General features: G+C 58.0%; 9 protein-coding genes and 1 tRNA gene. All 10 read right to left on the bottom strand.

The annotated features are described in order from the left end of the window. Positions 1 to 46: 46 nt before the first annotated feature. Complete coding sequence (gene rpoC / locus F2P45_RS24155) at positions 47 to 4282, bottom strand: DNA-directed RNA polymerase subunit beta' (RefSeq protein ID WP_166880648.1); 4236 nt, start codon at positions 4280 to 4282, stop codon at positions 47 to 49. A gap of 155 nt (positions 4283 to 4437) precedes the next feature. Beyond that, the gene (gene rpoB / locus F2P45_RS24150; protein WP_166880646.1) at positions 4438 to 8544 is read right to left on the bottom strand and encodes a DNA-directed RNA polymerase subunit beta; all 4107 of its coding nucleotides are present in this window, start codon (positions 8542 to 8544) and stop codon (positions 4438 to 4440) included. A 254-nt stretch (positions 8545 to 8798) separates the two neighbouring features. After that, on the bottom strand, positions 8799 to 9173 hold the full coding sequence (gene rplL / locus F2P45_RS24145) for a 50S ribosomal protein L7/L12 (RefSeq protein ID WP_166880644.1): 375 nt from the start codon (positions 9171 to 9173) through the stop codon (positions 8799 to 8801). A gap of 109 nt (positions 9174 to 9282) precedes the next feature. After that, entirely contained in the window at positions 9283 to 9825 is a 543-nt protein-coding gene (gene rplJ, locus F2P45_RS24140; protein WP_166880643.1) for a 50S ribosomal protein L10, read from the bottom strand. A 324-nt stretch (positions 9826 to 10149) separates the two neighbouring features. Then, positions 10150 to 10845 (bottom strand): 50S ribosomal protein L1, encoded by a 696-nt coding sequence (gene rplA, locus F2P45_RS24135; RefSeq protein ID WP_166880641.1) that lies wholly within the window; start codon positions 10843 to 10845, stop codon positions 10150 to 10152. Continuing rightward, entirely contained in the window at positions 10845 to 11276 is a 432-nt protein-coding gene (gene rplK, locus F2P45_RS24130) for a 50S ribosomal protein L11 (protein ID WP_054265745.1), read from the bottom strand. Before rplK ends, rplA begins: the two co-directional genes overlap by 1 nt. A gap of 177 nt (positions 11277 to 11453) precedes the next feature. Next, a complete protein-coding gene (nusG, locus tag F2P45_RS24125) occupies positions 11454 to 12098 on the bottom strand; it encodes a transcription termination/antitermination protein NusG (RefSeq protein WP_166880639.1) in 645 nt (214 codons plus the stop codon). A 1-nt stretch (position 12099) separates the two neighbouring features. Further along, positions 12100 to 12486, bottom strand: a complete 387-nt coding sequence (gene secE / locus F2P45_RS24120; protein WP_126077281.1) for a preprotein translocase subunit SecE — start codon at positions 12484 to 12486, stop codon at positions 12100 to 12102. 34 nt (positions 12487 to 12520) lie between these two features. Next, a tRNA-Trp gene (locus F2P45_RS24115) sits at positions 12521 to 12596 on the bottom strand. 106 nt (positions 12597 to 12702) lie between these two features. Further along, positions 12703 to 12875: EF-Tu C-terminal domain-related protein (locus F2P45_RS24110; protein ID WP_502572740.1), on the bottom strand; the 173-nt coding region annotated here is incomplete at its 5' end.

Here is a 12875-nt window from a genome sequence, read left to right as displayed (position 1 = left end):
ACCGGGATTTCTCCTCGGTGCCGTTTTCGTGTGCGTCTAAGCTAGATTATGCTTCGTCGCTGTGCTGTGCCGCCGTGTTGTCTTCCATGGCTTGCAGCTCGGTCGCCATGTTGGCTTTTTCAGCATCCAGCAGCGCCTTGCGCTCTTCCACTTCCCACGCCTCTTTTTCCTTCTTGGCGCGGTGGAAGGCCAGACCGGTACCGCCAGGAATCAGGCGGCCGACGATGACGTTCTCTTTCAGGCCGCGCAGACCGTCGCGCTTGCCCATGATCGCCGCTTCCGTCAGCACGCGGGTGGTTTCCTGGAACGATGCGGCCGAGATGAACGAATCGGTCGACAGCGATGCCTTGGTAATACCCAGCAGTACGTTTTCGTAGGTCGCAGGGATCTTGCCGGCAGCGATCACGCGATCGTTCTCGTCCAGCAGCTCCGAACGCTCGACCTGTTCGCCGACGATGTAGTTCGCATCGCCCGCTTCCACGATCTGCACGCGGCGCAGCATCTGGCGCACGATCACTTCGATGTGCTTGTCGTTAATCTTCACGCCCTGCAGACGGTACACGTCCTGCACTTCGTCAACGATGTAACGCGCCAGCGCTTCGATACCCAGCAGACGCAGGATGTCTTGCGGATCGGCCGGGCCGTCCACGATCATCTCGCCCTTGTTCACTACCTGGCCGTCGTGAACCAGCACTTGCTTGTCCTTGGTGATCAGGAACTCGTGCTTGTTGCCGTCCATGTCCGTGATTTCCAGACGCTGCTTGCCCTTGGTTTCTTTACCAAACGCAACCGTACCCGTGACTTCCGCCAGCATGCCGGCGTCTTTCGGCGAACGCGCTTCGAACAGCTCGGCAACCCGTGGCAGACCACCGGTAATGTCGCGCGTTTTCTGCGATTCGGTCGGGATACGTGCCAGCACTTCGCCGACCGATACCGATTGACCGTCCTTGACCATGATCAGCGCGCCGACCTGGAAGCCGATCGCCACCGAGTGTTCGGTACCGGCAATCTTGACTTCTTCGTTGACGTCGTTGAGCAGCTTCACTTGCGGACGCAGCGTTTTGGTCAGCGAACCGCGACGCTTGGCATCGATCGCCACCAGGGTTGCCAGGCCGGTCACTTCATCGACCTGACGGGCCACGGTGACGCCTTCTTCGACGTTCTCGAAGCGAACCGTACCGGCGTACTCGGTAATGATCGGACGGGTCAGCGGATCCCAGGTTGCCAGGGCCGTACCGGCCTTGATGACCATGCCATCCTTGACGATCAGGGTCGCGCCGTACGGCACTTTATGACGCTCGCGCTCACGGCCGTGGTCGTCCGTGATCAGCACTTCACCGGAACGGGAAATGACGATCTGGGCGCCCTTGCCATTGGTAACGTAACGCATGGTCGCGGTGAAACGGATGGTACCGTTCGACTTCGCTTCCACCGACGAGGCCACTGCCGCACGCGATGCCGCACCACCAATGTGGAAGGTACGCATGGTCAGCTGGGTACCCGGCTCACCAATCGACTGCGCTGCAACAACACCAACGGCTTCGCCGGCGTTGACCAGCATGCCGCGGCCGAGGTCGCGGCCATAGCACTTGGCGCACAGGCCGAAGCGCGTGTCGCAAGTCAGTGGCGTGCGCACCTTGACTTCGTCGATCGACAGGCGTTCGATTTCTTCGACCATGTCTTCGTCGAGCAGGGTGCCGGCTTCGTACAAGGTTTCCTGGGTTTCAGGATTGACGACGTCATGCACGTTGACACGGCCGAGGATACGGTCGCGCAGCGGCTCGATGACTTCACCGCCTTCGACCATCGCCTTCATCAGCGCGCCGTTGGTGGTGCCGCAATCGTCCTCGATCACAACCAGATCCTGGGTCACGTCGACCAGACGGCGGGTCAGGTAACCCGAGTTCGCCGTTTTCAGCGCCGTATCGGCCAGACCTTTACGAGCGCCGTGGGTCGAAATGAAGTACTGCAACACGTTCAAGCCTTCGCGGAAATTCGCGGTAATCGGCGTTTCGATAATCGAACCATCCGGCTTGGCCATCAGGCCTCGCATACCAGCCAACTGGCGAATCTGGGCTGCCGAACCGCGCGCGCCCGAGTCGGCCATCATGTAAATCGCGTTGAACGATTCCTGCGTCGACTTGGTGCCGTCGCGCTTGATGACGTCTTCCACTTTGAGCTGGTCCATCATGGCCTTGCCGACTTCGTCCGAGGTCTTGCCCCAGATGTCGACCACCTTGTTGTAACGCTCGCCAGCGGTGACCAGACCCGACGCGTACTGCTGCTCGATCTGCTTGACTTCCTGCTCCGCGGCGGAAATCAGGGTCACTTTTTGTGGCGGTACCAGCATGTCGTCGACGCAGATCGAGATACCGGCGCGCGTCGCGAGACGGAAACCGGATTGCATCAGCTTGTCGGCGAACACGACGGTGGCACGCAGGCCGCACTTGCGGAACGACGTGTTGATCAGCTTCGAAATCTCTTTCTTCTTCAGGGCGCGGTTCAGTACGGAGAACGGCAGGCCCTTCGGCAGGATTTCGGACAGGATGGCGCGGCCGACCGTGGTTTCGTAGCGCGTGACGGTGCGCACGAATTCGCCGGACTCGGCATCCTTCGGGTTCTCGACGATACGCACGGTGATGCGGGTCGTCAGTTCGACTTCCTTGTTGTCGTAGGCGCGGATCACTTCCGAGACGTCGGTAAACAGCATGCCTTCGTTCTTGGCGTTGATCGCTTCGCGCGTCGCGTAGTACAGGCCGAGCACGATATCCTGGGACGGCACGATCGACGGTTCGCCGTTCGACGGGAACAGGATGTTGTTCGACGCCAGCATCAGGGTACGCGCTTCCATCTGCGCTTCGATCGACAGAGGAACGTGGACCGCCATCTGGTCACCGTCGAAGTCGGCGTTGAACGCCGCGCAGACGAGTGGGTGCAGCTGGATGGCCTTGCCTTCAATCAGGACTGGCTCGAAGGCCTGGATACCAAGGCGGTGCAAGGTCGGCGCACGGTTGAGCATGACCGGATGTTCGCGGATCACGTCTTCCAGAATGTCCCACACGACCGGTTCCTGGATCTCGACCAGCTTCTTGGCGGCCTTGATTGTCGTTGCCAGACCCATCAGTTCGAGCTTGTTGAAAATGAAGGGCTTGAACAGTTCCAGCGCCATCAGTTTCGGCAAACCGCACTGGTGCAGTTTGAGCTGGGGACCGACCACGATGACCGAACGGCCCGAGTAGTCGACGCGCTTGCCCAGCAAGTTCTGACGGAAACGGCCGCCTTTACCCTTGATCATTTCGGCCAGCGATTTCAGCGGACGCTTGTTGGCGCCGGTCATCGCTTTGCCGCGACGGCCGTTATCCAGCAGCGAATCGACCGCTTCTTGCAGCATGCGCTTTTCGTTACGCGTAATGATTTCCGGCGCGCGCAATTCCATCAGGCGCTTCAGGCGGTTATTACGGTTGATGACGCGGCGATACAGGTCGTTCAGGTCGGAGGTCGCAAAGCGGCCGCCGTCGAGCGGCACCAGCGGACGCAGTTCCGGCGGCAGCACTGGCAGCACTTCCATGATCATCCAGTCCGGCTTGATGCCCGAACGCTGGAATGCCTCGAGCACTTTGAGGCGCTTGGCGTATTTCTTGATCTTCGCTTCGGACTTCGATTCCTTGAGCTCAACGCGCAGGGCTTCGGCATCGCGGTGGATGTCGATCGAGCGCAGCAGTTCACGGATACCTTCGGCGCCCATGAAGGCGGTGAAGTCGTCGCCGTACTCTTCGTACTTGGCGGCGTAGTCGTCTTCCGACATGATCTGGCACTTCTTGAGCGGGGTCATGCCTGGATCGGTGACCACGTAGGCTTCGAAGTACAGAACGCGTTCGATGTCGCGCAAGGTCATGTCGAGGACCATGCCCAGACGCGACGGCAAGGACTTCAGGAACCAGATGTGCGCGGTTGGCGAAGCGAGCTCGATGTGGCCCATGCGCTCACGGCGCACCTTGGCCAGGGTGACTTCGACGCCGCACTTTTCGCAGATCACACCGCGGTGTTTCAGGCGCTTGTACTTGCCGCACAGGCACTCATAATCCTTGATCGGGCCAAAGATCTTGGCGCAGAACAGACCGTCGCGTTCTGGCTTGAAGGTACGATAGTTGATGGTTTCCGGCTTTTTGACTTCGCCGTAGGACCACGAACGGATTTTTTCAGGCGACGCCAGACCAATCTTGATCGCGTCGAACGTTTCGTTTTGCTGAACTTGCTTGAATAGATCGAGCAGTGCTTTCATGTATCACTCCAGGTGATGGAACTTCTATATTACATCCACCAATGCGTTGCGCCGTCGCCCCCGCGAAGGCGGGGGTCCATAGCACGGCAGATCCGAGGTGCTATGGGCTCCCGCGGGGGCGCCTAGCCCTGCGCGGGAACGACGAGGTGGCAGTATTAATTACGCTCGAGGTCGATATCGATACCCAGCGAACGAATCTCTTTCACCAGCACGTTGAACGATTCCGGCATACCCGCGTCGATCACATGGTCGCCTTTGACCAGGTTTTCGTACACTTTGGTACGGCCGTTCACGTCATCCGACTTGACGGTCAGCATTTCTTGCAGCACATACGATGCGCCGTACGCTTCCAGTGCCCAGACTTCCATCTCACCGAAACGCTGGCCACCGAACTGGGCTTTACCGCCCAGTGGCTGCTGCGTGACCAGCGAGTAAGGACCGGTCGAACGCGCGTGCATCTTGTCGTCGACCAGGTGGTGCAGCTTCAGTACGTGCATGTAGCCAACAGTTACCTTGCGCTCGAACGATTCGCCGGTGCGGCCGTCGTACATCGTGACCTGGTTCTTCGACGGTGTCATGCCGAGTTTGGTCGCGATATGGTCAGGATACGCCAGGTCCAGCATGCGATGGATTTCCGACTCGTGCGCACCGTCGAACACGGGCGTCGCGAAAGGCACGCCGTTCTTCAGGTTTTGCGCCAAGGTCATGATCTCGTCGTCGCTGAAGTTGTCCAGGTCTTCCGTCTTGCCGGTTTCGTTGTAGATCAGGTTCAGGAACTTGCGCATTTCCTGGACCTTGGCTTGCGCTTTCAGCATTTCGCCGATGCGCAGGCCCAGGCCCTTGGCTGCCCAACCCAAGTGGGTCTCGAGAATCTGACCGACGTTCATCCGTGACGGCACGCCCAGCGGGTTCAGTACGATATCGGCCGGGGTACCGTCCGCCATGTACGGCATGTCTTCGACTGGCACGATACGGGAAACCACACCCTTGTTACCGTGACGGCCGGCCATCTTGTCGCCCGACTGCAGGCGGCGCTTGACGGCCAGGTAGACTTTGACCATCTTCTGCACGCCAGGTTGCAGTTCATCGCCCTGGGTCAACTTCTTGCGCTTCTCTTCGAAGGCCAGGTCGAACTGGTGACGCTTCTCGGCGATCGATTCCTTGATCGCTTCGAGGGCGGTGGCGGCATCGTCGTCGGCGGGACGGATATCGAACCAGTGGTACTTGTCGAGGTCGTCGAGGTACTCTTTGGTGATCTTCACGCCCTTGGCCAGCTTTTTAGGGCCGCCATTGACAACTTTGCCAATCAGCATTTTTTCCAGACGCTGGAAGGCATCGCCTTCCACAATACGCATCTGGTCGTTCAGGTCGAGGCGGAAACGCTTGAGTTCATCATCGATGATCTGCTGGGCGCGCTTGTCGCGGACGATGCCTTCACGGGTAAACACTTGCACGTCGATCACGGTGCCGACCATGCCCGAAGGCACGCGCAGCGAGGTGTCTTTGACGTCCGATGCTTTCTCGCCGAAAATCGCGCGCAGCAGCTTCTCTTCCGGGGTCAGCTGGGTTTCGCCTTTTGGCGTCACTTTACCGACCAGGGTGTCGCCTGCTTGCACTTCCGCACCGATGTAGACGATGCCGGACTCATCCAGACGAGCCAGCTGGTTCTCAGCCAGGTTCGAGATGTCGCGCGTGATTTCTTCGGCGCCGAGCTTGGTATCGCGTGCCACAACCGACAACTCTTCGATGTGAATCGAGGTGTAGCGGTCGTCTTTCACGACGTTTTCCGAGATCAGGATCGAATCTTCGAAGTTCAGACCGTTCCATGGCATGAATGCCACCAGCATGTTCTGACCCAGGGCCAGTTCGCCCAGGTCGGTCGATGCGCCATCGGCGATCACGTCGCGCTTGGCGACGCGGTCGCCGACCTGCACGATCGGACGCTGGTTGATGTTGGTGTTCTGGTTGGAACGGGTGTACTTGATCAGGTTGTAGATGTCCACGCCGACTTCGCCCGCCAGCGCTTCGTCGTCGTTGACGCGAATCACCACACGGCCTGCATCGATGTAGTCGACCACGCCGCCACGCAGCGCTTGCACGGTGGTGCCGGAGTCGACTGCCACGGTGCGTTCGATACCGGTACCGACGAAGGCTTTTTCAGGGCGCAGGCAAGGAACGGCCTGGCGCTGCATGTTGGCACCCATCAATGCGCGGTTCGCATCATCGTGTTCGAGGAACGGAATCAGGGACGCTGCGACCGACACGATCTGGCCTGGGGCGACGTCCATGTACTGGATGCGCTCCGGCGAGACCAGGATCGTTTCGCCGGCTTCACGCGCGGACACCAGTTCATCCGACAAAGTGCCTTCGGACGAGATGGTCGCGTTCGCCTGAGCGATGATGTAGCGGCCTTCTTCGATCGCCGACAGATAGTCGATCTTGTCGGTGACCATGCTGTTTTCGACCTTGCGGTACGGCGTCTCGAGGAAGCCGTATTCGTTCAGGCGGGCAAACAGAGCCAGCGAGTTGATCAGACCAATGTTCGGGCCCTCTGGGGTTTCGATCGGGCACACGCGGCCGTAGTGGGTCGGGTGCACGTCGCGCACTTCGAAGCCGGCGCGTTCGCGGGTCAGACCACCAGGTCCGAGCGCGGAAACGCGGCGCTTGTGGGTGATTTCCGACAGCGGGTTGGTCTGGTCCATGAACTGCGACAGCTGGGACGAACCGAAGAACTCGCGAATCGCGGCCGAAATCGGCTTCGAGTTGATCAGGTCGTGCGGCATCAGGTTGTCCGCTTCGGCCTGGCCGAGACGTTCCTTGACAGCACGCTCAACGCGCACCAGGCCGGCGCGGAATTGATTCTCCGCCAGTTCGCCGACGCAACGTACGCGGCGGTTACCCAGGTGATCGATATCGTCGACTTCGCCGCGGCCATTGCGCAGTTCCACCAAGATCTTGATCACGGCCAGCACGTCGTCGTTCGACAGGGTCATGGCGCCGGTCAGTTCATCACGGCCGATGCGGCGGTTGAACTTCATGCGGCCCACGGCCGACAGGTCGTAGCGCTCAGGGCTGTAGAACAGGCCGTTGAACAGGGCTTCGACCGAATCTTCGGTTGGCGGCTCGCCTGGACGCATCATGCGGTAGATGGCGACCTTGGCGGCCATCTGGTCGGCGGTATCGTCGATACGCAGGGTTTGCGAGATGTAGCCACCCTGGTCGAGATCGTTCGTGTACAGGGTCTGGATTTCGCTCACGGACGCATCGCGCAGGCGGCCGAGGACGTCTTCGGTCAGCTCGTCGTTGGCCGAGGCGATGACTTCGCCGGTGTCGGCATCGACGATGTTCTTGGCCAGCACACGGCCGAGCAGATAGTCTTCAGGCACGGAAATGTGCTTGATGCCGGCCGCTTCGATGTCGCGCACGTGCTTGGCGTTGATACGCTTGTCTTTCAGCACCAGGGTCTTGCCGGATTTGTCCACGATGTCGAAACGCGCGACTTCACCACGCAGGCGTTCGGCAACGAATTCCATCTCGGCGCCTTCGGAGCGCAGATTGAAATTGTCGAATACGAAGAAGTTCGCCAGGATCTGTTCGTGCGACATCCCGATGGCCTTCAGCAGGATCGTCACTGGCATCTTGCGGCGGCGGTCGACGCGGAAGAACAGGATGTCCTTCGGGTCGAACTCGAAGTCCAGCCACGAGCCGCGGTACGGAATGATCCGTGCCGAGAACAGCAGCTTGCCCGACGAGTGGGTCTTGCCGCGGTCGTGTTCGAAGAACACGCCAGGCGAACGGTGCAGCTGCGAGACGATGACACGCTCGGTACCGTTGATGACGAACGAGCCGGTGGTCGTCATGAGCGGCAATTCGCCCATGTAAACTTCTTGCTCTTTCATTTCCTTAACCACAGGCTTGGTTGGCGATTCTTTATCCAGAATCACCAGGCGCACCTTGGCGCGCAGCGGCGACGCGAACGTCAGGCCACGCTGTTGGCATTCCTTGACGTCGAAAGCCGGGTCACCCAGGACATACGACAGGAATTCGAGACGCGCAAAACCATTGTGCGACACGATAGGGAAAATCGAGGTGAAAGCCGACTGCAGGCCGTCGTTCTTGCGGGTCGACGGGATGGTATCCGCTTGCAAGAAATTCTCGTAGGATTCGAGCTGTGTAGCCAGAAGGAAAGGAACGTTGTGAACGTTGGCGCGCTTCGCGAATGACTTGCGAATGCGTTTCTTCTCAGTAAATGAGTAGTGCATGGACACTCCGTGAGTGACAGAAAGGATGAGAATTCAGGAATTTCCAGGGCCGGGCGCGCACTAGAAAGGCCTCAAGTCTCGAACTTTATGCCAGGTGATAAGAAGATAATACGAATACTACTGGGTGCTGCTTAAGCGTTACTTATACGACAGGGACGACAAAAGAGCCAAAGCCGCATCCTCCCCCTTTCGGGAGAGGACCGCAAGCTTTGACTCCGGCGCAGAACTGAACGCCAAATAAGGCTTTATTGCTATTACTTGATTTCGGCTTTCGCGCCAGCATCTTCCAGCTTTTTCTTGCCGGCTTCAGCGTCAGCTTTCGAGATCGCTTCTTTAACGGTTTTTGGTGCGCCATCGACCAGGTCTTTAGCTTCTTTCAAGCCCAGGCCGGTGATTTCGCGAACTGCTTTAATGACGCCAACTTTGTTCGCGCCGAAATCAGCCAGAACCAGGTTGAATTCGGTCTGCTCTTCAACAACAGCTGCAGGACCCGCACCAGCGCCGCCGCCAACTGCGACTGCAGCTGCCGATACGCCGAATTTTTCTTCGAATGCCTTGACCAGGTCGTTCAGGTCCATTACGGACATTTCGCCAACTGCTGCCAGGATGTCGTCTTTGCTGATTGCCATTTGAAACTCCATTTATTTTGTTGAGGACAGGGCCGCTTGGCGGCGATGTCCTCTAATACGTTGTATAGATTGGTATTGACTAAAAAAGTGCAAGGGTAATCGCGAACGATTACGCTGCTGCTGGGGCTTCTTCTGCTGCTGCAGTTTCTTCTGCAGGAGCGGCGCCTTCGCCTTTTTTCGCTGCCAGGGCAGCCAGACCACGTGCAAAGCTCGACACCGGCGTCAGCATCAGGCCCAGGATCTGGGAGATGAGAACTTCACGGCTAGGAATGCTTGCCAACGCGACAACAGCTGCTTTATCCAGCTGTTTGCCTGCGTAGTTACCTGCGGTAATAACCAGTTTGTCGTTGGTTTTAGCAAAGTCAGCGATGACTTTAGCTGCTGCAACGGCATCATCCGAGATCGAGTAGATCAGCGGACCGACCATCGAGTCGGCCAGGTTAGCAAACTGCGTACCTTCAACGGATTTGCGAGCCAGCGTGTTCTTCAGAACACGCAGGTACACACCCTGGGTACGCGCTTTGGCACGAAGTTGCGTCAAGTGACCAACCTGGATGCCACGATATTCGGCCACGACGATCGTTTGCGCAGTTGCTACTTTTGCGGAAACTTCGGCGACGACGGCCTTTTTGTCATTCAGATTGAGACCCACGGTCAACCTCCTAAAATGATGCGCGGCAAATGCCTTGCATCGGTTCGAACAACGGCGTCCGACGTTTAGAAGTACAACTGAGCGGATGAATTCACGCAGCGGGACTAACAAAACTTGCTCGGGTGCACCATCTGCGTTGGGTGATGTATTAACCTCCGGCCTGCATGCTGCCTTGGGCCCAACGGTCTTTGATTGTCTGCCCGGACTTGCGTCCGGACATCCCAAAGAGTCGCCACGGTTTGCACCGTGGACTTAATTCTTGATATCTTCTTGGTGCCAGAGCGGACATCGCTGCGCGATGTCCGCTCTGGCACCAACGAGTTATTAAGCTGCCAGCGAAGCCTGGTCGACGCGAACGCCGGCGCCCATGGTCGACGACAGTGCAACCTTACGCAGGTAAACACCTTTCGACGACGTTGGCTTGGCCTTGTTCAGTGCATCGATCAGCGCAACCAGGTTGGCTTTCAGGTCAGCGTCAGCGAACGATTTACGGCCGATCGTTGCGTGGATGATACCTGCCTTGTCGGTACGGTACTGGACCTGGCCGGCTTTCGCGTTTTTCACAGCGGTAGCGACGTCAGGGGTAACAGTGCCGACTTTCGGGTTAGGCATCAGGCCGCGTGGTCCCAGGATCTGGCCCAGGGTACCAACGATACGCATGGTATCTGGCGAAGCGATGACGATATCGAAAGGCATGTTGCCGGCTTTAACCATCTCAGCCAGATCTTCCATACCAACGATGTCGGCGCCGGCAGCTTTCGCTTGCTCGGCTTTGTCGCCGGTTGCAAATACTGCAACGCGAACGGTTTTGCCGGTGCCTGCTGGCAGAACGACGGAGCCGCGCACGACTTGATCCGACTTCTTAGGATCCACGCCCAGCTGAACCGATACGTCGATCGACTCATTGAACTTGGCGGTGGCGAATTCTTTCACCAGAGCGACTGCATTGTCGAAACCATAGGACTTGTTACGGTCGACTTTGGCTTTGATTGCTTTAACGCGTTTGGACAGCTTAGCCATTACAGACCCTCCACCGTGATGCCGATCGAACGAGCGGAACCGGCGATGATGCGCACTGCGGCATCCATGTCGGCAGCGGTCAGATCCGGCTGTTTGATTTTAGCGATTTCTTCAGCTTGAGCGCGGGTCAGCTTGCCTACCTTGGTGGTATGCGGCGTTGGCGAACCTTTGGTGATGCCGGCGAATTTCTTGATCAGGTAGGTCGCTGGAGGCGTCTTCATCACGAAGGTGAAGGACTTGTCGGCGAACGCGGTGATCACGACCGGAATTGGCATACCTGGCTCTTGACCCTGGGTCTGGGCGTTGAACGCCTTGCAGAATTCCATGATGTTCAGGCCGCGCTGACCCAGTGCTGGGCCAATCGGTGGGGATGGGTTTGCTTTACCAGCTGGCACTTGCAGCTTGATAAAACCAATGATTTTCTTTGCCATGATGGCTCCTATCTTGGATTGAGTAGTAGCGCCCCGCCGGTACAATCATGGCAGGGCTCCTCTTACCGAGTTCCGCTCGACTACCGCGACGCCTCGATTACGCGTTTGCTGCCGCTGCCGCCCCCGAGAGGGCGCCCCAAGGGGACGCCCCAAGGGGACGCCCCAAGGGGACGGCGCTTAGACTTTCTCGACCTGGCCGAACTCGAGTTCGACTGGCGTTGCACGACCGAAGATGGTGACCGAGACGCGCACTTTGGATTTCTCGTAATTGACTTCTTCGACGTTGCCGTTGAAGTCGGTGAACGGACCATCCTTGATACGTACCTGCTCGCCCACTTCGTACAGCACTTTTGGACGTGGCTTCTCGATGCCTTCTTGCATCTGCTGCATGATCTTGTCGATTTCGCGCGCGGGAATCGGCGTCGGCTTGTTCGACTTACCGCCAATAAAGCCGGTGACCTTGCTGGTGTTCTTGACCAGGTGCCAGGTTTCGTCCGTCATTTCCATTTCAACCAGCACATAGCCTGGGAAGAAACGACGTTCGGTAACCGATTTCTGGCCATTCTTGACTTCAACGACTTCTTCGACTGGCACCAGGATGCGGCCGAACTGATCTTGCATACCGGCGCGCTCGACGCGCTCGGTCAGGGCACGCATGACACTTTTTTCCATGCCGGAATAAGCATGCACCACGTACCAGCGCTTGTTGCTGACTGGCACGCTCAAGGCTGCGCCAGACTCTTGTGCCGGAACGTCTACGCCCGGCACTTCAGCACCCCCCGCCGAAGCGTCGGCCGCATCATCTTGCACATTTTCGCTCATTTTATTTCCAACCCAGGATCACGTCGTACAACAGAAATTCAATCGTCTTATCCGTGCCCCACAGGAACAGCGCCATGACGGTCACAAACGCGAACACGATACCGGTGATCTGCATTGCTTCTTTGGGAGCGGGCCAGACGACTTTTTTGGTCTCGCGAACCGATTCCTTGGCGAAGCTCAGGAATTCACGGCCACTGGACGAAGTCCACAAAAGCAGGACGGCAAAAACTAAACCAGCCGCGAGTGCGACAGCGCACATCCAAGCTGGTTTACTTTGGCCTTTCAGGTAGAAGAACCCGACGACCCCTGCAATCGCGGCAACCACTGCCAGCGCGACTTTAAACTTGTCGTTTGACGTACTGACGGTTTGCACGGATTGATTAGACATACGTTTTTACTTTCGGTGCCCTGCACCAGAACGGTGGCAGGGACGGAGGGCATCGAACCCCCAACCTTCGGTTTTGGAGACCGACGCTCTGCCAATTGAGCTACGTCCCTACGTAAAACTTCAGTGGAATCAGAAATTATACCATCGTGCGGCCGCTGATGGCAATGACTGATTTCGGCGGGGCACCGGACGCATGTCCGGGCCCGCCCTAACTAATTACTTACCAGCTACTTCGCTGAGAATCTTTGCAACAACACCTGCACCAACGGTACGGCCACCTTCGCGGATGGCGAAACGCAGGCCTTCTTCCATCGCGATCGGGTTGATCAGCTTGACGGTGATCGACACGTTATCGCCTGGCATAACCATTTCTTTGTCCGCTGGCAACT

It is taken from the genome of Massilia mucilaginosa, from assembly GCF_011682145.1.
GTDB lineage: Bacteria > Pseudomonadota > Gammaproteobacteria > Burkholderiales > Burkholderiaceae_D > Telluria_A > Telluria_A mucilaginosa.
The sequence above is the reverse complement of the archived record's forward strand: the minus strand, read 5'-3'. Positions and strand labels throughout refer to the sequence as shown.

Bases quoted from the DNA above. Each gene is read 5' to 3' on its own strand.
- rpoC (WP_166880648.1), bottom strand. From the start codon at position 4,282: ATGAAAGCACTGCTCGATCTATTCAAGCAAGTTCAGCAAAACGAAACG.
- rpoB (WP_166880646.1), bottom strand. From the start codon at position 8,544: ATGCACTACTCATTTACTGAGAAGAAACGCATTCGCAAGTCATTCGCG.
- rplL (WP_166880644.1), bottom strand. From the start codon at position 9,173: ATGGCAATCAGCAAAGACGACATCCTGGCAGCAGTTGGCGAAATGTCC.
- rplA (WP_166880641.1), bottom strand. From the start codon at position 10,845: ATGGCTAAGCTGTCCAAACGCGTTAAAGCAATCAAAGCCAAAGTCGAC.
- rplK (WP_054265745.1), bottom strand. From the start codon at position 11,276: ATGGCAAAGAAAATCATTGGTTTTATCAAGCTGCAAGTGCCAGCTGGT.
- nusG (WP_166880639.1), bottom strand. From the start codon at position 12,098: ATGAGCGAAAATGTGCAAGATGATGCGGCCGACGCTTCGGCGGGGGGT.
- secE (WP_126077281.1), bottom strand. From the start codon at position 12,486: ATGTCTAATCAATCCGTGCAAACCGTCAGTACGTCAAACGACAAGTTT.